This is a genomic window from Branchiibius sp. NY16-3462-2 (genome assembly GCF_001594145.1).
GTDB lineage: Bacteria > Actinomycetota > Actinomycetes > Actinomycetales > Dermatophilaceae > Branchiibius.
Genome location: NZ_LVCF01000036.1, coordinates 31,082 through 49,466, shown reverse-complemented (window position 1 = coordinate 49,466; position 18,385 = coordinate 31,082). Strand labels below are relative to the sequence as shown.

At 67.0% G+C, this 18,385-nt stretch carries 19 protein-coding genes; 8 read left to right on the top strand and 11 right to left on the bottom strand.

Going from position 1 to position 18,385, the window contains the following annotated elements:
- Positions 1 to 6: 6 nt before the first annotated feature.
- Entirely contained in the window at positions 7 to 1,554 is a 1,548-nt protein-coding gene (locus tag AZH51_RS11500) for a bifunctional phosphatase PAP2/diacylglycerol kinase family protein (protein ID WP_291524402.1), read from the bottom strand.
- 628 nt (positions 1,555 to 2,182) lie between these two features.
- Complete coding sequence (locus AZH51_RS11495) at positions 2,183 to 2,659, bottom strand: OsmC family protein (RefSeq protein WP_291524400.1); 477 nt, start codon at positions 2,657 to 2,659, stop codon at positions 2,183 to 2,185.
- A gap of 155 nt (positions 2,660 to 2,814) precedes the next feature.
- On the opposite strand from AZH51_RS11495, the gene AZH51_RS11490 reads away from it, so the two are divergent.
- Positions 2,815 to 3,594 carry an alpha/beta fold hydrolase gene (locus tag AZH51_RS11490; RefSeq protein ID WP_291524399.1) on the top strand — a complete coding sequence of 260 codons (780 nt, stop codon included), beginning with the start codon at positions 2,815 to 2,817 and terminating at the stop codon, positions 3,592 to 3,594.
- Here the strand turns inward: AZH51_RS11490 and AZH51_RS11485 are convergent.
- Both AZH51_RS11485 and AZH51_RS11480 read right to left on the bottom strand, forming a co-directional pair.
- Complete coding sequence (locus AZH51_RS11485; RefSeq protein WP_291524397.1) at positions 3,587 to 4,420, bottom strand: alpha/beta hydrolase; 834 nt, start codon at positions 4,418 to 4,420, stop codon at positions 3,587 to 3,589. The two genes, AZH51_RS11490 and AZH51_RS11485, sit on opposite strands and share 8 nt — an antisense overlap.
- A gap of 78 nt (positions 4,421 to 4,498) precedes the next feature.
- On the bottom strand, positions 4,499 to 4,879 hold the full coding sequence (locus AZH51_RS11480) for an NUDIX domain-containing protein (protein ID WP_291524395.1): 381 nt from the start codon (positions 4,877 to 4,879) through the stop codon (positions 4,499 to 4,501).
- Between the two features lie 179 nt (positions 4,880 to 5,058).
- Here AZH51_RS11480 and AZH51_RS11475 point away from each other — a divergent pair, with 179 nt between their 5' ends.
- Complete coding sequence (locus AZH51_RS11475) at positions 5,059 to 6,081, top strand: ATP-dependent 6-phosphofructokinase (protein ID WP_291524393.1); 1,023 nt, start codon at positions 5,059 to 5,061, stop codon at positions 6,079 to 6,081.
- A 6-nt stretch (positions 6,082 to 6,087) separates the two neighbouring features.
- Here the strand turns inward: AZH51_RS11475 and AZH51_RS11470 are convergent, their stop codons facing one another.
- From AZH51_RS11470 to AZH51_RS11460, 3 genes are all read right to left on the bottom strand, one after another.
- Positions 6,088 to 6,609, bottom strand: a complete 522-nt coding sequence (locus AZH51_RS11470) for a hypothetical protein (protein ID WP_291524392.1) — start codon at positions 6,607 to 6,609, stop codon at positions 6,088 to 6,090.
- Positions 6,610 to 6,696: 87 nt separating this feature from the next.
- Entirely contained in the window at positions 6,697 to 7,287 is a 591-nt protein-coding gene (locus AZH51_RS11465) for a GNAT family N-acetyltransferase (protein WP_291524390.1), read from the bottom strand.
- A 9-nt stretch (positions 7,288 to 7,296) separates the two neighbouring features.
- Entirely contained in the window at positions 7,297 to 8,664 is a 1,368-nt protein-coding gene (locus AZH51_RS11460) for an FAD-binding oxidoreductase (RefSeq protein ID WP_291524388.1), read from the bottom strand.
- A gap of 272 nt (positions 8,665 to 8,936) precedes the next feature.
- Here AZH51_RS11460 and AZH51_RS11455 point away from each other — a divergent pair, with 272 nt between their 5' ends.
- Together AZH51_RS11455 and AZH51_RS11450 are read left to right on the top strand one after the other, a co-directional pair.
- Positions 8,937 to 10,223: a histidine kinase gene (locus AZH51_RS11455; protein WP_291524386.1), complete on the top strand. Its 1,287-nt coding sequence runs from the start codon at positions 8,937 to 8,939 to the stop codon at positions 10,221 to 10,223.
- A gap of 24 nt (positions 10,224 to 10,247) precedes the next feature.
- A complete protein-coding gene (locus tag AZH51_RS11450) occupies positions 10,248 to 10,916 on the top strand; it encodes a response regulator transcription factor (RefSeq protein ID WP_291524385.1) in 669 nt (222 codons plus the stop codon).
- Between the two features lie 74 nt (positions 10,917 to 10,990).
- On the opposite strand, the gene AZH51_RS11445 is transcribed toward AZH51_RS11450, so the two are convergent.
- Positions 10,991 to 11,620 carry a DUF4352 domain-containing protein gene (locus AZH51_RS11445; RefSeq protein WP_291524383.1) on the bottom strand — a complete coding sequence of 210 codons (630 nt, stop codon included), beginning with the start codon at positions 11,618 to 11,620 and terminating at the stop codon, positions 10,991 to 10,993.
- Positions 11,621 to 11,779: 159 nt separating this feature from the next.
- Between AZH51_RS11445 and AZH51_RS11440 the strand changes: the two genes are divergently transcribed.
- Both AZH51_RS11440 and AZH51_RS11435 read left to right on the top strand, forming a co-directional pair.
- Positions 11,780 to 13,027, top strand: a complete 1,248-nt coding sequence (locus AZH51_RS11440) for a histidine kinase (RefSeq protein ID WP_291524381.1) — start codon at positions 11,780 to 11,782, stop codon at positions 13,025 to 13,027.
- Entirely contained in the window at positions 13,024 to 13,692 is a 669-nt protein-coding gene (locus AZH51_RS11435; RefSeq protein ID WP_291524379.1) for a response regulator transcription factor, read from the top strand. Before AZH51_RS11440 ends, AZH51_RS11435 begins: the two co-directional genes overlap by 4 nt.
- A gap of 19 nt (positions 13,693 to 13,711) precedes the next feature.
- On the opposite strand, the gene AZH51_RS11430 is transcribed toward AZH51_RS11435, so the two are convergent.
- Both AZH51_RS11430 and AZH51_RS11425 read right to left on the bottom strand, forming a co-directional pair.
- Positions 13,712 to 14,377, bottom strand: coding sequence for a response regulator transcription factor (locus tag AZH51_RS11430; RefSeq protein ID WP_291524377.1), 666 nt, complete (start codon positions 14,375 to 14,377; stop codon positions 13,712 to 13,714).
- A gap of 49 nt (positions 14,378 to 14,426) precedes the next feature.
- Positions 14,427 to 15,305, bottom strand: coding sequence for an XcyI family restriction endonuclease (locus AZH51_RS11425; protein WP_291524374.1), 879 nt, complete (start codon positions 15,303 to 15,305; stop codon positions 14,427 to 14,429).
- A 230-nt stretch (positions 15,306 to 15,535) separates the two neighbouring features.
- Here AZH51_RS11425 and AZH51_RS11420 point away from each other — a divergent pair, with 230 nt between their 5' ends.
- Positions 15,536 to 15,988, top strand: a complete 453-nt coding sequence (locus AZH51_RS11420; protein WP_291524370.1) for a universal stress protein — start codon at positions 15,536 to 15,538, stop codon at positions 15,986 to 15,988.
- Between the two features lie 2 nt (positions 15,989 to 15,990).
- On the top strand, positions 15,991 to 16,518 hold the full coding sequence (locus tag AZH51_RS11415) for a DUF6328 family protein (protein WP_291524366.1): 528 nt from the start codon (positions 15,991 to 15,993) through the stop codon (positions 16,516 to 16,518).
- A gap of 14 nt (positions 16,519 to 16,532) precedes the next feature.
- Here the strand turns inward: AZH51_RS11415 and ilvD are convergent, their stop codons facing one another.
- A complete protein-coding gene (ilvD, locus tag AZH51_RS11410; RefSeq protein WP_291524364.1) occupies positions 16,533 to 18,383 on the bottom strand; it encodes a dihydroxy-acid dehydratase in 1,851 nt (616 codons plus the stop codon).
- Positions 18,384 to 18,385 lie beyond the last annotated feature (2 nt).

Genomic DNA, 18,385 nt, shown 5'->3' with positions numbered 1-18,385 from the left:
GCTGGATCAGCGGGCTGCGCTGGGTGCGTAGACGCGCAGTCCGCGCGGCTTGGCGGCCAGCCGCACGGCGTACGTCCCCTGCGGCACCTCGGTGGTCTCACCGTCGTGCGCGACGATCACGGGACCATCCGCCGGGTCGCGGGGCGCCCATGACACGTTCAGGTCCTGCACCGTGTAGTCCTCAACGCCCAGGTGCTTGCGAACATAGGGCGTACGCCGCGCGATCCGGTCCGCAGTCGACCCACCGGCCGCTTCGAGGAAGGTTCGCAGTCTGCTGCCTCGACCCTCCACCCGAGCCTCGCGAACATCGAGAACACCGTCGTCGAGGCGCTTGCGCTCGACCGGTGCGATGGTCCGCGGGAAGTAGCGGTTGACCCCGGCGAAGAGGACCCAACGCTGCCCGTCGTGATCGTTCACCGTGAGCGGCAGAGGTTCTGCCTGGCGCAGCACCTTGCCGGCCGCGTAGATCCCGGCCAGGCCTTTGCCCCAACGCTTTTCGTGTTTCTCGCGCTCGGTGACCAACTCCGGATAGACCCCGATCGAGAAGGTGTTGAGTACGGCGTTCGCCGGCTTTCCGTCGATCTCCAGGACCCCTGTGGTCACCGAAATCCCGTCGCCAGCCTGGACCACGTCCAGCACGGTGTCGTATTCGCTCAACCCCACGGCTTTGGCGAAGTGGTTGAGCGTGCCGCCGGGGAAGACGACCAGCGGCACATCGCGCTCCATCGCAACCGTCGCGGCGGCCGAGACCGATCCGTCGCCACCGTTCATTCCGATCGCGGTGGCTCCGTTGTCGACGGCATCGCGAAAGAGCTGCGGAAGGTCGTCACCCTTGGCCAGTTCGTGAATCTTTGTCTGCGGCAGGCGGTCCCGGATGATCTTCACCGGATCGGGAGCGTTGCGCCGCTCGGCGCCGGACCCCGGGTTGACCACGACAAAGAGCCCTTGACCGTCTTTGATCGGGGTCAACTCAATGGGCTGACCCGCCGGGATCTGCGCCTCGCCCGGGGGCTTGCCCGGGAACAGGACCTTTCCGGCGATTGCTATCCCGGCCCCCAGCGCCGCGCCGCCTACCACGTCGGATACCCAGTGCGCGCCGACGTGGATGCGTGAGTAACAGACGGCAGCGGCCAGCGGGATAAGCACGATTCCGGATGTCGGCCACTCCAAGGTCGCACCGGTTGCGAAGGCTGCGGCGGAGGCGGAATGCCCGGAGGGGAAGGAACCCGACGTGGGGTGTTTCATCAGGCGCCTGGCCAGCGGCACTGATTTCGCCAGCGGCCGCGGCCCGCCGAAGACCGTCTTGCCGATCACGTTCGCGGTCGCACTGGAGACAGCCAGCGACAGGATGCCGCGCAAGGACGCTCTCCGTCCGCGCTGCCCCATCGGCACCATGGCCAATGCGGTGACACCCCACAACTTCGAGTGGTCGGCGAAGCCGCTCAACCGGACCGGACCCTTGTCTACCTTGGCCGGGACATCGTGCCGGGTGATCCATTGGTGGACGGCAGTGTCGAAGCGGCCGACGGCGGGTGGTTGTGGGATCAGCGGCATGACGTCACCTTACGGGCAGTTCTGTTCGCTTACGTCGAGTCGCCGGCGGAGTTATCCCCAGCAGCTGAGCATCGCCCAACATGCCTGGTTGCAACCTGCTTAAGGTCGGCGACATGACGCCGGGACCCCACAACATCTGACTCATGGCTCATTGGCTCAGCGGCTTCGTCTACTCGCCCGGTTTCGGTGGCCTGGCCGCGGTGGTGGCCGCCACGATTGCCTATGCTGCCGCCGTCAGCAACGCCCGAGCCCAGAACGAACGCGCCGACGAGGACCGATGGTGGGACCAAGCGAGATGGGCGACACGGCTGCTGGCCGGAGAAGACAGCGATGTTGCCATCGGAATAGGCACGCTGCGATTCTTGATGGACCGTGCGCCAGACTCCCAGGCTGCGGCATTCGTAAACTCAGCCGTAATGCCGGTAGTGGGAGCGGATCGGGCACCTGTGGACGCACCTGCCGATGGTGATTCAGACTTGGACGCAGGAAGGGGATCTGGCAATGGCAACTGGGAGTAACAGCTACAACGGGCCGAAGCGTGCCCCGGTGTCTAGGGCCAACCAGATTGCGGCCGCACAACTTTTCATCGCCGCTAGCAAGAAGTCAGGCGTCCCGGTGCCCGACTGGATCAAAGCGATAGCCCGTGAGGGCTCCTCCTGAACTCCGGCTGCAATTCGATCTGAGTCCGTAGCGAGTTCGCGATGAAACACTCGCGGTGGCCGATCTCGACCATCCTGTGCAGCTTGGCTTCCGGGACGTCGCCGCGCACGGTGATCTGCGGTGACAGCGTGATCGTTGTAACCCACATCGGACCCTCAGACTGTGGAGGCATCACGCCAACGGCGCGATCGACGTACGTGATGACATCGACCCGCGAGCGGGCGGCAACGGCCAGGAACGACAGCAACTGGCACGAGACGGCCGCCATCACCAGCAGCTGCTCCGGGTTCGCGAGCGCCGCGTCGCCACCGAACGCAGGATCCGCAGAGAACGGGCCGAGCGCGCCACCAGTGCTCATCTCATACGTCCTCGCATAATGCTCGTACCCCTCACCGGTCGATCCCGACCAGCTCAGGTCAACGACGTACTCGTGTCGATCGGTCACGACGCCAGCGAATCACAAAACGGGACCGGGTTCGGATATGAATTGCTGGTTTCGGCCGGTCGGACCAGCCACTGGTATCCGAACCCGGAAGCAGCAAGGGAACCGCGGGGAGCGGAGGCGGGAAGGTCGCGGGGAATGCGTCCTAAGGTGGCCAGGTGCGCGTAGCTGTCGACGGGGCCGAACTCGACGTCTCAGTGACTGGCGAAGGCCCGCCGGTGGTCGTCCTGCACGGCCTGACCGGCAGCCGCGCCAACGATCAGGCTGTCGGCACGGACTGGCCGTCAGCGCTGAGCGATAGCCACCGGGTCATTGCGTACGACGCGCGCGGGCATGGTGCCTCCAGCGGCCGGCCCCAGCCGAAGGACTACGACTGGCGCAACCTGGCCACCGACCTGTTCACGGTCCTCGCTGCGACGGGCGTCAAGGAACCGGTCGACGGGATCGGGGCCTCAATGGGCACCGCGACCTTGCTGCACGCGGCCGTGCGCGAACCTGCCCGCTTCCGGCGGCTGGTGCTCACCATCCCACCGACTGCGTGGGAGACCCGTGCCGCTCAGGCCGACGGGTACCGGCAGGCGGCGGATCTGGCTGAAACGTACGGCGTGCGGCGGCTGATCGCGATGAACGCGTTGCAACCCGTTCCCCCGGCATGTGCGGGGCTGGTGACACCGGCACCCGCGATCGCCGAGGACCTGCTGCCCAGCGTGATGCGTGGTGCGGCGACCACGGATCTGCCTGCACCCGAGGCGATTTCACGACTCACGCAGCCGGTGCTGATCCTCGCGTGGACCGACGACCCGGGTCATCCCTTGAGCACCACCGAAGCCCTCACCGACCTGTTGGACGACGTGACGGTGTCCGTGGCCGCGTCGCCCGAGCAGCGCGCGGCGTGGCCGCAGATCGCCCGGGACTTCCTGGCGGAAGGGCTCAGCTGACGGCGGCCAGGGGCTCCTGAACAGGTAGTCCCTGACGGGAGGCTTCGGCGGTCTCGCGAATGATGTCCGCCGCCAGCTCCGGGTGATCGAACATCGTGATGTGGCCCGTGTCGGGCACCGAGACATGCTTGCTCTGCGGCAGCAGTCGCTTGGCCCGCTTCGCCTGTGTGGTCAGGAGCAGGTAGTCCTTCTCACCCCAGGCGATGGTCGCGTTGGTCAGCACCTCCGGCTTGTTACTGCGGAACAGGGTGTAACTGCGGGCGATGACCGGCCAGAAACCGCGGGCCCGCCGCAGCTGCTGGGCATCGCTCCAGGCGTGCTCAAATTGCAGCTTCTCCGGGTGCTTGTACAGGCTGCCGAAGATCGCATAGCGACCGACCGGCGTCTTCAGCACTGCCTTGGCCGCGGGTGCCGGCGTGTAGCTGGAGAACTTCAGGAAGAACAGCACCGTCCCGCACCACAGGAAGCCGGGGACCTGGAAGAACCCTGCCGGGGAGAACGCGGTGGCCGACGAGACCTTGCCGCGCTTGGCCAGTTCGAGTGCGTAGGCGCCGCCGAGGGAGTTGCCGGCGACGTGTGGTTTGTCCAGGCCGAGTTCCTCGAAGAACAGCTCGAGGCGGTCCACGGAGCTCTTCAGGGTGGCGTTGTACGGCTTCTCCAGCCGCCGCGACTCCCCGAAACCGGGCAGATCGATGGTGATGACGTCGAACTCCTCCGCCAACCGGTCGGGCACGTCGCCCCACGCTGAGCGGTTGTGCCCGATCCCGTGGATGAGCACCAGCGGCTCGCCAGAGCCCTTGCGGCTGTAGTGGATCGGAGCAACCATGACGAACCTCGCATGCTGGGAAAGTGGGCACCACAGGTGTAGTAGAACGCCACCTTACCAACCAGTAGGTGTTCTGGGTCACATTCGGTCGTCCACTTCTGCGACCACCCGCAGACTCACCGCGGTGAGGTGGTCGTTGTCCTCGCCGTACGTCGCCGCCAACTCCACCCGCTCCCCCCGCAGCACGTGCGGCAGCCACACCCGTCCCTCATCCCACATCTGCGGATACGGCAGGGCGTCCACGGGGAACCACTCGGGCCGGATTTCGTCGCACTCGCGCACCTGCCCGGCCCATCGACGTACGACGAAGACGTGGCTGGTCATGTCCCACTCGGGGCGGTGGGGGAAGCGGAAATCGAGGTACGCCGCGAGGTCCGCGTCGGCCGGATCGACGGTCAATCCCGCCTCTTCGTGCAGTTCGCGTACGGCGGCCTGGACCAGGCTCTCCCCCGGCTCCACCTTGCCGCCGATCCCGACGATCTTGCCCGCACCGAAGCCGCGCAGTTTGTGGCCAGCAGCACCTGGCCGTCGCGCAGGGGCAGGGTCAGACAGGTCCGCAGCGTCGGCACGGTCACAGTCTGCCGGTCCAGCAGTCGGAAAACCCTTGCCAGGGGCGGTCGCTCCGTAAAGATAGGCCTATGAAGATCGGCATCCTGACCAGCGGTGGAGACTGTCCGGGCCTGAATGCGGTGATCCGCGGTGCCGTCATCAAGGGCGACCAGATCTACGGGGTGAAGTTCGCGGGGATCCTGGACGGCTACCGGGGGCTGGCCGAAGGGGACATGATCCCCTTGCCGCGCAAGCGGGTCCGTGGTCTGTCCTTCGTCGGCGGCACGATTCTCGGCACGTCGCGCACCAACCCCTACGAGCGCGGCGGCCTCGAGAACATCAAGGAACAACTGCACGACAACGAGGTCGACGCGATCATCGCGATCGGTGGCGAGGGCACGCTGAGCGCGGCCAAGCGGATGGCGGACGACGGCATCCACGTGGTCGGGGTGCCGAAGACCATCGACAACGACGTGTCAGCGACCGATTACACGTTCGGTTTCGACACCGCGGTGGCGATTGCGACCGAGTCGATCGACCGGTTGCGCACGACGGCTGAGTCACACCACCGCTGCATGGTGGTCGAGGTCATGGGCCGCCACGTCGGGTGGATCGCCCTTAACGCTGGCATCGCCGGTGGTGCGCATGCCTCTCTGCTGCCGGAGTTCCCGGTGTCGATCGACCAGATCTGCGTGTGGGTGAACAAGGCCAAGAACCGTGGTCGTGCGCCGGTGATCGTGGTGGCCGAGGGCTTCAAACCGCTGGGCCAGGAGGGTGAGACCACTAGTCGCGGGATGGGCAACGACGGCCGGATGCGCCTGGGCGGCATCGGTGAGCAGCTGGCGCCGATCATCGAGAGCAAGACCGGGATCGAGACCCGCGCGGTGCAACTGGGTCACCTGCAGCGCGGTGGTGTCCCCACCGCCCGCGACCGGGTGCTCGCGACCCGTTACGGCACTGCTGCCATTGACGCCGTGATGGAGGAGAAGTGGGGCCACATGGTCGCGCTGCACGGTGAGGAGATCACCACCGTCGATCTGCACGATGCGACGACCGAGTTGAAGTCCGTGCCGCGCGAACTCTGGGACGAGGCCGGCATCCTGTTCGGCTGATCAGGGTTACTCGACAGCCAGATCCTGCCGCTGCACCAACACCTGCTCCAACGCCCCGTTACGCCGCCACGTCATGACCAGCACCCAAAGGCCCGACCCGACCATCACAGCAAGGGTGAGGATCAGGAACCACCGATAGCCAGTGGGTGGGTTGTCGATGTTGGCCATCCGCCACCAATACAGGCCGATCGGGAAAGCGACGATGGCCAATCCCCACACAACCAGGCTGCGGTCGCTTCGATAACGCTCCGCGGCAACCCGGAACTCCAACGCCCGCAGGTCGGGGTCGTCATCGAGCCGGCCGACCCGTAGCGCTTGGTTGACCGCCACCTGGCGCTCGGCCGTTTCCCCGCCGAGCACTGACTGGCCACGCGTGAAGTAGTTCATGAGCCAGCCCCACACGCCACCAAGAACCACGGTCGCAAGGAGCCAGGCAACGACCTCGCGGACCCCGAACCGATGATGCCGCGACACGTCGGACGACACCATCTGCAGCCCCATTAGATTGCCGAACCACAGGATCCCCATCACCATCATCGGCCGTGCCCCCCGAACCATCGCCCTGTCCTACCAGCGACAACTGCACGGCCCTCACCCCCAAGGGGCCTCCAACCGCTACTGCGGACCGCCGGTCGAGACCCAGGTGCCCAGCGGCTCGACCGGGACCACTTCTTCCGTCGTGACCTCGGCAAAGTCGACGAAGCCGCGAGCGCGGTAGTTCGGCAAGGCGGCCGGCCCATCGAGTGAGCAGGTGTGCAGCCACACCCGCTGGGCGGGCGGCAGGCCGTGGTCGGCGGGCAACTCCCACGCGCGACGTACGGCGTGGGTCAGCAAAGCGCCCCCGATCCCCTTCCCGATCGCGTGCTCGAGCAAACCGAAGTACTTGATCTCCACCGCCTGCGCGTCACCGTCGGTTGACCCACCCAGGTGTACATACCCGGCGGGTGCGCCATCGGCGTACGCCACCCAGATCTCGGTGCCGGGCAGGGCGAGATCGGACGCCCACTGCGAGCGGGTCCAGCGGATGCAGTCGGTCCAGGTCCACGGGCCGCCCACCGCCGAATACAGCCACCGCACGAATTCCGGCGTCGGCGTCAGCACCCGCTCGAACCGCACCCCGTCCGGCGTGGGACCCGCGGGCCGCAACTGGGACGGCGAGGTCATCTGCAGCGACGTCGTTACAACGGTCCGCGGTGCCCACTCCATGCGCGAAGACTACGGCCGGCGGGAGACGACGTCCGCGATAGCTGCCACGCGGGAGGGCCGATCCGTGGCGGACTCGCGGCGATCCGCAAAGCGATACGCGGCGTACATGCCATGAACTCCCAACCAGCGCAACGGTTCTGGCTCCCACTTGCGGACTGCGCGGTTGACCCAGGGCAATGAGGTACGTCGAGTGGAGACCCCCAGCGCCAGCTCGGCCAGCGTCCGCCCGGCCAGGGAGGACGACGTCACCCCGTGCCCGACGTAACCGCCGGCGAATCCCACCCGGGTCGCGGGATCGAAGGTCACGGTCGCCGACCAGTCGCGCGGCACACCCAGCACCCCGGACCACGCGTGCGCGATGCCGATGCCCTCCGCGGCCGGGAAGAGCCGGACCAACGCGCCATAGAGCTCCTCGACGGTCCGTTGCGGCGTCTGTCCGTCGACGTCGGTGCGCGACCCGTAGCGGTAGGGCACCCCACGGCCGCCGATCGCGATCCGGTCGTCGGCGGTGCGCTGCGCGTAGATGCAGGCATTGGCCTCATCGCCCAGGACCTCGTAACCGGACCAGCCGATGGAGTCCCAAAACGATTGCGGCAGAGGGTCGGTCGCGATCATCGAGGAGTTCATGGGCAACCAGGTACGTCGCTGCCCGGCGAGCACTGCGGTGAAACCTTCCGTGCCGCGCAGGACAGTGCCCGCCGACACAGTCCCGAACGGCGTGCCCACCTCACCCGGCGCCAGGGACGTCGCCGGCGTGCCTTCAAACAGCTGCACCCCGGCGGCCTCCACGACACGCGCGAGCCCGACGACGAGCTTGGCCGGCTGGATCCGGGCACAGTGCAGGGTGAACGACCCGCCCAGCGCGCCGTCGATCGCTATCCGCGACGCGACATCCATAGCGGACAGGAAAGCCGACGGCGGCGCGATGTGCCCACGCAACCGCGCGAGTTGCGGGCCCGACGTCGCGACGGACAGTTCGCCACCCTTGATGATGTCGGCGTCGATGTCCTCGCGGTCGCAGACCGCGATCACCTCGTCCACCTGGTCGCGCAACTCCTGCTCCAACGCCGCCACACCGGCCTCGCCACCGGAGCGGGCCAACACCGCTCGTGACCCGGGCAGAGCGGCAGTCAACCAGCCCCCGTTCCGCCCCGACGCGCCGTACCCGATGAACTCCCGTTCGAGCACTGCGACAGACAGCGAGGGCTGAATCTGCTTGAGGTAGTAGGCGGTCCACAAACCTGTATAGCCGCCACCGACGATGCACACGTCGACCGACAGGGGCCCGGCCAGCTGCGGGCGGGTGATGTCGCCACCGCCAAGCTGCTGCCACCAGAAGGAAACTCGCCCGTTAGATGCAGGAACGGGGGCGCGCACCGTAGGCACGCTACCCCCGTTCCCTCAGCCCCCGCGGAATGAACCCCCTGGCTAGTCACCCAACCAAACACGCCGCAGGACGTTTATGCACCTGGGCTCGCACACGGGCATGGCGGTTGCCGTGGGTTCCGCAGGTGTAGTGCTATTTCATCGTGTCTGGCCTGCTAATGGCTTCCACCGAACCGACCATTTCAACCTCCTTCGTTCAGCGGAGGCGGGTGTTACGCGAAGAGTGGATCTTTCTGACTCGACACAACCCCTAACGTTTGCTTATGGCCAGCATGGACAGCTCTCCCACAGGTCGGCCCGTCGACCCGTGGTCGCTCGTGCGGTCGGTGTTGATCGTGGTCGCCTGTGCGCTGACCGGACTGGTGGCCGTGCTGCTCGCGACCGCTGCCAAAAATCCACAACTGGAGATCAACTGGCCCAAGGACGTCGACCCGGTGGTCACCGTCGTCGAGATCGTCGTGGTGCTCAGCCTGGCGGTGCTGACCGTGTGGCGTGGTCGGTGGCCGGTGCAGTTGAGTCTGATCTCCTCGGCCCTGACCATCGTGCTGCCATTGGGCGGGATGGCCCCGACGATCCTGATGTTCAACGTGCTGATCGCCGACGTCCGGCGGCGCTCGCGGGTCCTCTGCTCCGCGGCCGCCACCCTCGCGATCTTCGTCTCGATCTGGCGGGACACCCAGCGGCGCTCCCACGACACGTCGTTCTGGCGCAACGTCCTGGCGATGCGCGACGACCAGAGCTTCCCGTGGTGGCTGGTCATCGCGCTGACCGCGCTCATCGTCGGGGTGGTGATCGGTCTGGCGGCCCTGGTGCGTGATTGGCGACGCGCCCACCGCGCCGAACGGGAAGCCGCACAGGCCCGCGGTGAAGTCGGCCAACTGAGTGAGCGGTTGCTGCGTCAGCAGGAGCGCGAAGAGGTCGCCCGCGAAGTGCACGACGCCCTTGGCCACCGGCTGAGCCTGTTGAATCTGCACGCCAGCGCGTTGGAGATGCAGGCCGGGGGCAACGAGTCGCTGGCCCGCAGCGCCCGGGTCGTGCAGGAGAACGCCCAACAGTCCGCGGCCGACCTGCGGGCACTGCTGGCCATGTTGCGCGATCCACAGACCCCTAACCTGCACGACGGATTGCCCGGTCTGGCCGAGGTGCCGCAGCTACTGGAGGAGACCCGGCTGGCGGGCACCCCGATCACGGCCACGTTTTTCGTGGACGATGCGGGCCCGTTGGATCCGGAGTTCAGCCGCGACTGTTATCGGATCGTGCAGGAGTTGCTCACCAACGCCCGCAAGCACGCACCGGACCAACCGTTGCGCATCCACATCGACGTCACACCGCAGGACGGCGCCGACATCACCGCGGTGAACCAACTGCCCGCGACCGCTGCGCAGGAGTTCACCGAGGGCAACGGCCTGTTGGGTGTCCGGGAGCGAGCCCGACGAGCCGGTGGTGACGCCGCGGCGGCCATTGAGCACAATGTCTCCACCGGGTCTGGTGACACCCCGGTCTTCCGGACGACCGTGCACCTACCCTGGCCCGACGCAAAAGCCCCCTGAGCGACCCCCTTCGGAGGACACCGGATGAGCGACCAGCCGCCCGCTGCCATCCGCGTGCTCCTGGTCGACGACGAGCCAATGGTCCGCTCCGGATTGTCGGCGATCATCGGGACCACCTCCGACATCGTCGTGTTTGGTGAAGCTGCCGACGGCCCCGAGGCCCTGGCCCGGATCGAGTCCGAGGCACCCGACGTGGTGCTGCTCGACATCCGGATGCCCGGTGAGGACGGGGTTGCCGTGACCCGCAGGATCGTGGCCCTAGACAATCCGCCGGCGGTGCTCATCCTCACCACGTGGGACTCCGACGCGGTGACGCTGCAAGCAATCGGAGCCGGTGCCGCGGGCTTCCTGCTCAAGACAGACGCCGGGTTGGACATCCCCGACGGGATCAGGGCAGTGGCCGCCGGACGCGGAGCGCTCAGCCAGTCGCCGGTGCACGCTGTCCTGTCAGCCGCCGCGAGCTCCGACACGGTGATGCGCGCGCAGGCCCGCGACGCGGTCCGGACCCTGTCGCCGCGCGAACGCGAAGCCATCGTCGCGTTGAGCGGTCCGGGCAGTCTGGATGAGGTTGCCGCCCGCATGTTCGTGGCCAAAAGCACTTTGAAGAGCCACATGGAGAGTGCCCAGCGCAAACTCGGGGTGAGCAGCCGGCACGAGTTGGCGGTCATCGCCGCCCACGCCGGCTTGATCTGACCCAACCCCGACCATGACGTACGCCGAGTGCGGACTCGCGCACTCGGCGTACGTTCGGATCGGGCTGGCGCCCGTTACTTCAGCGCGACGGTGACGCCACCGGAGAACGGTGAGTCGTGCAACTCCAGCTTTGCCGGCACCGCTCCAGCGGGCAGGTCGAAGACCAGGATCCCGTCGACGGCGTTGCCGGGGTTGATCTGGGCGAAGAGGACATCGTTGTTCTTGATCGCGGACCCGGCCATCGAGTCGGCGCTGTACTGCTTGCCGTCCGCACCAATCAGCTTCTGGTCGCTGTCGCTGAAGGACTGCGCTTCGTCGCCGATGTTCTTCACACTGAGGTGCACCAGGGTGTAGCTGCCCTGTGCGGTCTGCTCGAGGTACTGCTCACCGACCTGCTTCTTACCGCTCTCCACCTTCGCGACGGTGAACTCGAACTTGCCGTCGCGCACCGGTGTCCCGATCCCGGGATCCTTCGCTGCGGGAGCCTCGCTGGCCGATGCTGCGCCAGCGGGCGAGGAGGCTGCGGGCGCGCTTGTCTCACCTGACTTCCCGCCCCCGGAAGCGGCCACGATGATCGCGATGAGCACGGCCAGACCGATCAGCGCGGTCAGGATCGTGTGCCGGGCGAACCAACTACGCTGCTTGGGCGGCGTCGGCGGCACCGCCGGGTAGTGCGAAAACTCCTGCGGGGGTTGAGCATTCATGGTTTCTTCCTCTCGGTTGGGCTGTTGGGAACAGTCCACCGGGAGCGCCCGGTCGGCCGCTTCGGGGAAACGGCTGCTTCTGATCGGTCGATCCGCCGATCCTGACCATCGGCAGATCATCCGATGACCGGTGTCGGTGCCGCGCCCTACTTTGTGCCCATGACCGCCCAGCGAGCACTGCAGGCAACGCGTACGACGTTGCTCGTGCTCGCGTGCGCGCTCAGTGCCGTGATGGCGGCGGGCTTCGACAACGCCGGGCGCCACAACAACGGCAACGCGGTCCTGGACGACTTTGCGACGGCCAGCGCCCTCGCCGGCCTCGCCCTCGCGATCGCGGTCATCTGGCGGTGGCGTTGGCCGGTCGCCCTGAACCTCATCGCCTGCGTCGTGCCGCTGCTGCTGCCCCTGGACGCGTTGCCCGCGCTGGTCTTCCTCGTCGCCGTGCTGGCCTCCCAGACCAACCGTTGGTGGCTCGGGGTGTGCGGTGCCGCCACGACGGTCGCGGTGTTCTACAGCGTGTGGCGTGATACCCGCCCGCTGGTCAACGACCAGTCACTCTGGCGCACGACGTCCCTGATCCGCAACGGGCAGACCTTCCCCTGGTGGCTGGTCGCACTGATCAGCGTGATCCTGCTGGGCGCGGCCGTGGCGATCGGTCTGCTGCTGCGCAGCCGTCGCGCATTGCGATCGGTGCAATCGACGTCGGCCCGGCAGGAGAACCAACTCGCCGAGCTGGGTCAAGAAGTGTCCCGGCAGGCCGAGCGGGAGCGGATCGCTCGGGAGGTCCACGATGCGATGGGGCACCGGTTGTCGTTGCTGTCCCTACACGCGGGGGCGTTGGAGCTGAAGGCGTCCGGGGCCGGCACCGATGATCCGGGCATCGCGCAGAGCGCACGGGTCGTCCGAGAGGCCGCAGCCCAGTCGATCGATGACCTGCATTCGCTGTTGAGCGTTCTGCGGCAACCGGATTCACCCGACGCAGCGGCTGCGGTGCCCACCCTCGCGGACCTGCGGACGTTGCTGGAGGAATCCATGGCCGCGGGCAGCATCGTGGCGGCGACCGTCTTCGTGGATCCCGCGATCGACCCTGCGTTGAGCGCTGCTGCCTACCGGATCACCCAGGAGATGTTGACCAACGCCCGGCGGCACGCGCCCGGCTCACCCATCCGTCTGGATCTGAGCGCCGACCCGGGCGAGGGCCTACGGATCGGGGTGGCCAACCGCCTGCCCGACGGCGCCGTCGCACCGTTGCAACCGGGCGGCGGGTTGACCGGGATCAGCGAGCGCGCAGCGCAGTTCGGCGGTCAGAGCTGGGCCTGGATCGATGAGGATGAGCACGCCTTCCGGGCTCTGGCGCAACTGCCGTGGCGGGCTTCGGTCGCGACCGACGGGGCGGTGCCTCGATGAGCCCCACATCGATGAGCGCCACCCCGATCCGGGTGCTCATCGTCGACGACGAACCCATGGTGCGATCGGGCCTCGAAGCCATCCTCACGACCGCTGCGGATATCGAGGTCGTCGCGAGCGCGGAGGACGGCGACGAAGTGCTGCCCCTGCTTGCGACGCAACCAGTCGACGTCGTCCTGTTGGACGTCCGGATGAAGCGACAGGACGGCATTACGACGACCGCGCAGTTGCGCGAGCTCGCCGATCCGCCTGCTGTGCTGGTCCTGACGACCTGGGACACCGACGACATGATGTTCCGCTCGATCGAGGCTGGCGCGCACGGCTTCCTGCTGAAATCCGCTGCGCCACAAGACATTCTGGACGGTGTACGCCGAGTGGCCGGCGGTGCCGGTGTGGTGTCACCGGACAAGGTGCCGGCTCTGTTCGCCCGCGCGAGCACCGGCACGACGATCGAGCCACCGCAGGCCTGGCGCCGGTTGTCCCAGCGGGAGCAGCAAGTGGCGATTGCGCTGTGCGGGCCACAAACCCTCGCGGAGGTGGCCGGCGCCATGTTCCTGAGCCTGAGCACGGTGAAGACCCATCAAGAGAGCATCAACCGCAAGCTGGGGATCTCCAGCCGCCAGGAGCTCGCGACGATTGTGGCGCGGGCGGGACTGACGGACTGATACGCCAATCGGCAAGCCGTCAGTCGGCGTCGGGGGTCAGCCGCCCACGATCGGGCAGCAAGCCGTGCTGCACTCCCCACAGCACCGCCTGGGCACGCGTGGTGACGCCCATCTTGCGATAGGCGGTGCGGATATAGGACTTCACCGAGTTGATGCTGATGAAGGACTGTTTGGCGATGGCCTCGTTGGACAACCCTTGCGTCACCAGGGAGACGACCTCTGCCTCGCGGGCGGTGAGGCCGTACTCCCGGCCCGGCCACTGACCTCTGACCTTGCTGGACCGGGTCGTCTGGTCGGTGATGACGACTTCACCACCGTGGATCCGCATCAAGGAGGCAGCTAATTCGGCCGCGTCGACTGACTTGGAGAGGTAGCCGCTGACGCCCTTATCCGTGGCCAGCCGCACCAGGGTGGGGTTGACGTTCCACGTCAGCACCACGACCTTGCCGGCCGCGGGATCGTTCAGCAGGTCATCGACGTCGCTGCCGTCGATCTGGCTCTGGCTGAACGCGTCGTACAGCGTGATGTCGACCGGCGTGCACTCGCCGGATTCGCCGACGATGACTTCGACGATCTCGATCTGATCCTGGTACGGCTCCAGCATCGCCGCGATCCCGAGAACGACCACGACGTAGTCGTTGCGGATCGCGAGCCGGAGGGGGGTTGCGTCGGCGTCCTGCGACATACCGGAAGAATAAGTCGCCTACCTGCAGCTTCGCCCCTAGGGGTGAAGGTCAGTTCTCGACGACCGCGGCTTCAGGCTCCATGAGGCCGTTCTGGACTCCCCACAGCACCGCTTTGGACCGGCTCGACACGTCGATCTTGCGGTAGGCAGCCCTGATGTAGGACTTCACCGAGTTGATCGACAGGAAGCTGCGATCGGCAATCTCCTGGTTGCTCAGTCCCTCGGTGATCATCCGCAGCACGTCGAGCTCCCGCTCGGTCACGCCCACCTCACGGCCCGGCCAGTCACCCAGTGCACGACGGGCCGCGCGGGCCGAGGTGCGCTCGTGGTCGCGGGACAGCGCCAACTCGCTCAGGTCGCCGTACCCCTCTGGTGGCGTCGGGGAGTCGGAGCGCTTCCAACGGGCCAGTGGGTCGGACGGGATCGTTGAGTGCAGGCCACGGGGGGCCAGCATCTGCGCGATCCCGACATTGATCGCCCGACACAGGCTGGGCAGATCCTCGCGCAGGGCGGGCGGAACGGCGCCGCGCTCCTCCATCACGGAGAACTCGCTGATGCCGCCGGTCTCGCTGAAGAACTCGGCCACGGTCAGGCCCAGCAACAACCGGTAGTGCCCGATAGCGGTCGGCGCCTGCTGCAGCACGGACGGCACAGCGAACACCAACTCATCACGCACCCCGGTGCCCTGCAGGACCCGCAGACCCTCCGTGGGCACGTACTGCGACAACTCCATCCGCAGCTGGTGCGGGTCGATCTGGTGGGACGCATGCCGGACGGTGTCGTGCATGCCGTCGCGGCTGGCGTAGGCGAACAGGGCACCCGCGAGCATCTTGCTCTTGCGGTGCGGCACCGCGAAACGAGTGGCAGTGACGTGGACGTCGAACTCGTTGTCGTGGTCGGGCGTTTGGGCTTCGGCGACGTGATACATATCGGCCTCCGATGATGGGGGTTGTCGTCGTCCACGGACATGTTCCGTTGTGAACAACTATTTGTAACTATAAGTGATTTATTGCCCCAGTTGAACCAATAACGCCCACCAATCAGCAATACCCGCCAATCCCATCCGCAGGGGTGAGGAGCACAATGAAGGGGTGGGCGGGAGCCCGCAACTGCACCGGCGGAGCGCCGGTCTCGGCTCGATCAAAGGAGCGCACGGTCATGAGCAACGACAGCAAGAACACCGTAGTCGTAGGGGTGGACGGGTCGGACCCGTCGGTGAACGCGCTGAAGTGGGGTGCCTTCATGGCTAAGACCAGTGGCAGCCGGTTGGTGGCCGTCACCGCCTATGCGTTGCCGACTGCGATGTACGGCGCGGATTGGGTCACGCTGCCCGACTGGGACCCGCAGGCGCTGGCCAAGGAGTCCCTCGATGCGACACTCGCCCGGGTCCTGGAGGACCCCAGCACCGTCGACACCGTGATCCGTGAGGGCTCGGCCGCCAACGTGATCCTCGACGAAGGGGACGGCGCCCACATGATCGTGGTCGGCAGCCGCGGGCACGGTGGGTTCAAGGGTTTGCTGCTCGGCTCCGTGAGTTCGGCGGTCGCTGAGCATGCCAAGTGCCCGGTGCTGGTCGTTCACGGTGACACCGCACCGCCGCCTGCCGCCTGACGGTGACCGACCCGGAGGTCTGGCACGCGGGGGATGCCGAACGCCATGAGACCCCGACCGAGAAGCTCGACCGCAACTGGACCGAACTCCTGCAGGAGTTGCGCGTCGTACAGACCGGCGTGCAACTGCTGTCCGGTTTCCTGCTGACGCTGCCGCTGCAGTCCCTGTTCAACGACCTCGCGGGTTGGCAGAAGGCCATCTATATGGCCGCGACCGTGTGCTCGGTCGTGGCCAGTGGCCTGCTGATCGCACCGGTGAGCGCCCATCGGCTGCTCTTCGCCAAACACGAGAAGGGTGTCCTGGTCGCGCAGGCCGACCTGTTGGCCAAATGTGGTCTGGTCACCTTGGCCATCACCGTGACCCTTGTCCTGATGCTGGTCTTCTCCATCGTGGTCGGACCCGTGGCCGCGATCGTCAGCGGTGTGTTGAGCGTCCTGGGCTTCCTAGCGTTGTGGGTTGCCCTGCCGCTGCGCACCCTGGTGAGGGCACAGGATGCAGCTGCCGATCGGCGTACGCCGGACGAGGACTAAGCGCCGAATCCGCCTCAGCGCGTGGGCAATTGGCGTACGGCGCCCGTGGATGCCGAGGCGGCCATCGCGGCGTACGCCTGCAGAGCCTTGGAGACGACCCTGTCACGGTCGATCGGTGACCACGGATGCTCGGAAGCCTCCATCTTGGCCCGTCGCTCGGCCAGGACGTCGGCGGGCACGTTGACCTGCAGGAGCCGGCGGTGGACGTCGATCTCGATCTCGTCGCCGTCCTCGACTAGCGCGATCGTGCCCCCGGAGGCCGCTTCGGGAGAGATGTGGCCGACCGAGATGCCGGAGGAGCCACCGGAGAAGCGGCCGTCGGTGATCAGCGCGCACACCTTGCCCAGGCCGAGGCCCTTGATGAACGAGGTCGGGTGCAGCATCTCCTGCATGCCCGGACCGCCCGCAGGGCCTTCGTAGCGCACCACGACGACGTCGCCGGGCTGCACGCGCTTGCTCAGGATGGCCTCGACGGCGGCCTCCTGCGACTCGACGACCAGGGCCTTGCCCACGAAGTGGAAGAGCTCCTCGTCGATTCCGGCGGTCTTGATGACGGCGCCGTCCTCAGCCAGATTGCCGAAGAGGACTGCTAGGCCACCATCGACGGTATAGGCGTGGTCGACGTCGTGGATGCAGCCGCCCGCGGCGTCCAGATCCAATGTCTCCCAACGGTTCTCGGTGGAGAACGCTTCAGTGGTACGCACTCCCCCAGGAGCCGCGTGGAAGAGCTCGATGGCCTGGCGGCTCGGGTTGGCTGCGCGCACGTCCCACGCGGACAGCCACGACTCCAGGTCGGGCGAGTGGACGGTGTGCACGTCGCGCTCCAGCAGGCCGGCGCGGTCGAGTTCGCCGAGCAGCGCAGGGATTCCGCCCGCGCGGTGCACGTCCTCCATGTGATAGCTCGGGTGGTTGGGGGCGACCTTGGCCAGGCACGGCACCCGCCGGGAGATCGCGTCGATGTCGGCCAGGGTGAAGTCGACCTCGCCCTCCTGGGCGGCGGCCAGGATGTGCAGCACGGTGTTGGTCGAGCCGCCCATGGCGACATCGAGGGCCATCGCGTTGGTGAAGGCCTTCTCAGTGGCGATCGACCGGGGCAGGACCGACTCGTCGTCCTGCTCGTAGTAGCGCTTGGCCAGGTCGACGACGATGCGGCCGGCGTTGAGGAAGAGTTCCTTGCGGGCAGCGTGAGTGGCCAACGTGGACCCGTTGCCGGGCAGCGACAGGCCGAGCGCTTCGGTCAGGCAGTTCATCGAGTTGGCGGTGAACATGCCGGAGCAGGAGCCACAGGTCGGGCAGGCCGAGCGCTCGACGGCGGCCAGTCCTTCGTCCGAAACCGCTTCTGCCGCAGACGCATTGATCGCAGTGATCAGGTTAGTGGGCGTCTGGGCAACGCCGTCGACGATGACCGCTTTGCCGGCCTCCATCGGGCCACCTGAGACGAAGACCGTCGGGATGTTCAGGCGCAGGGCGGCCATCAGCATGCCGGGGGTGATCTTGTCGCAGTTGCTGATGCAGACCAGTGCGTCAGCGGTGTGCGCGTTGACCATGTATTCGACGGAGTCGGCGATCAACTCGCGGCTGGGCAGCGAGTAGAGCATGCCGGCGTGGCCCATCGCGATGCCGTCGTCGACTGCGATGGTGTTGAACTCCTTGGAGACCGCACCCGCCTCGCGGATCGCTCCGGCGACGAGGTCGCCCATGTCCTTGAGGTGCACGTGCCCGGGGACGAACTGCGTGTAGGAGTTGGCGATGGCGATGATCGGTTTGCCGAAGTCGTCATCGGTCATGCCGGTCGCGCGCCACAAGGAGCGCGCACCGGCCATGTTGCGACCGTCGGTCGAGGTCTTGGAACGCAGTGCGGGCATGA

What these genes read in the sequence shown, in the direction of transcription:
- AZH51_RS11500 (WP_291524402.1), bottom strand. Translation starts at nt 1,554, where the DNA reads ATGCCGCTGATCCCACAACCACCCGCCGTCGGCCGCTTCGACACTGCC.
- AZH51_RS11485 (WP_291524397.1), bottom strand. Translation starts at nt 4,420, where the DNA reads ATGGTTGCTCCGATCCACTACAGCCGCAAGGGCTCTGGCGAGCCGCTG.
- AZH51_RS11475 (WP_291524393.1), top strand. Translation starts at nt 5,059, where the DNA reads ATGAAGATCGGCATCCTGACCAGCGGTGGAGACTGTCCGGGCCTGAAT.
- AZH51_RS11470 (WP_291524392.1), bottom strand. Translation starts at nt 6,609, where the DNA reads ATGGGGATCCTGTGGTTCGGCAATCTAATGGGGCTGCAGATGGTGTCG.
- AZH51_RS11465 (WP_291524390.1), bottom strand. Translation starts at nt 7,287, where the DNA reads ATGGAGTGGGCACCGCGGACCGTTGTAACGACGTCGCTGCAGATGACC.
- AZH51_RS11455 (WP_291524386.1), top strand. Translation starts at nt 8,937, where the DNA reads ATGGCCAGCATGGACAGCTCTCCCACAGGTCGGCCCGTCGACCCGTGG.
- AZH51_RS11450 (WP_291524385.1), top strand. Translation starts at nt 10,248, where the DNA reads ATGAGCGACCAGCCGCCCGCTGCCATCCGCGTGCTCCTGGTCGACGAC.
- AZH51_RS11445 (WP_291524383.1), bottom strand. Translation starts at nt 11,620, where the DNA reads ATGAATGCTCAACCCCCGCAGGAGTTTTCGCACTACCCGGCGGTGCCG.
- AZH51_RS11440 (WP_291524381.1), top strand. Translation starts at nt 11,780, where the DNA reads ATGACCGCCCAGCGAGCACTGCAGGCAACGCGTACGACGTTGCTCGTG.
- AZH51_RS11435 (WP_291524379.1), top strand. Translation starts at nt 13,024, where the DNA reads ATGAGCCCCACATCGATGAGCGCCACCCCGATCCGGGTGCTCATCGTC.
- AZH51_RS11430 (WP_291524377.1), bottom strand. Translation starts at nt 14,377, where the DNA reads ATGTCGCAGGACGCCGACGCAACCCCCCTCCGGCTCGCGATCCGCAAC.
- AZH51_RS11425 (WP_291524374.1), bottom strand. Translation starts at nt 15,305, where the DNA reads ATGTATCACGTCGCCGAAGCCCAAACGCCCGACCACGACAACGAGTTC.
- AZH51_RS11420 (WP_291524370.1), top strand. Translation starts at nt 15,536, where the DNA reads ATGAGCAACGACAGCAAGAACACCGTAGTCGTAGGGGTGGACGGGTCG.
- ilvD (WP_291524364.1), bottom strand. Translation starts at nt 18,383, where the DNA reads ATGCCCGCACTGCGTTCCAAGACCTCGACCGACGGTCGCAACATGGCC.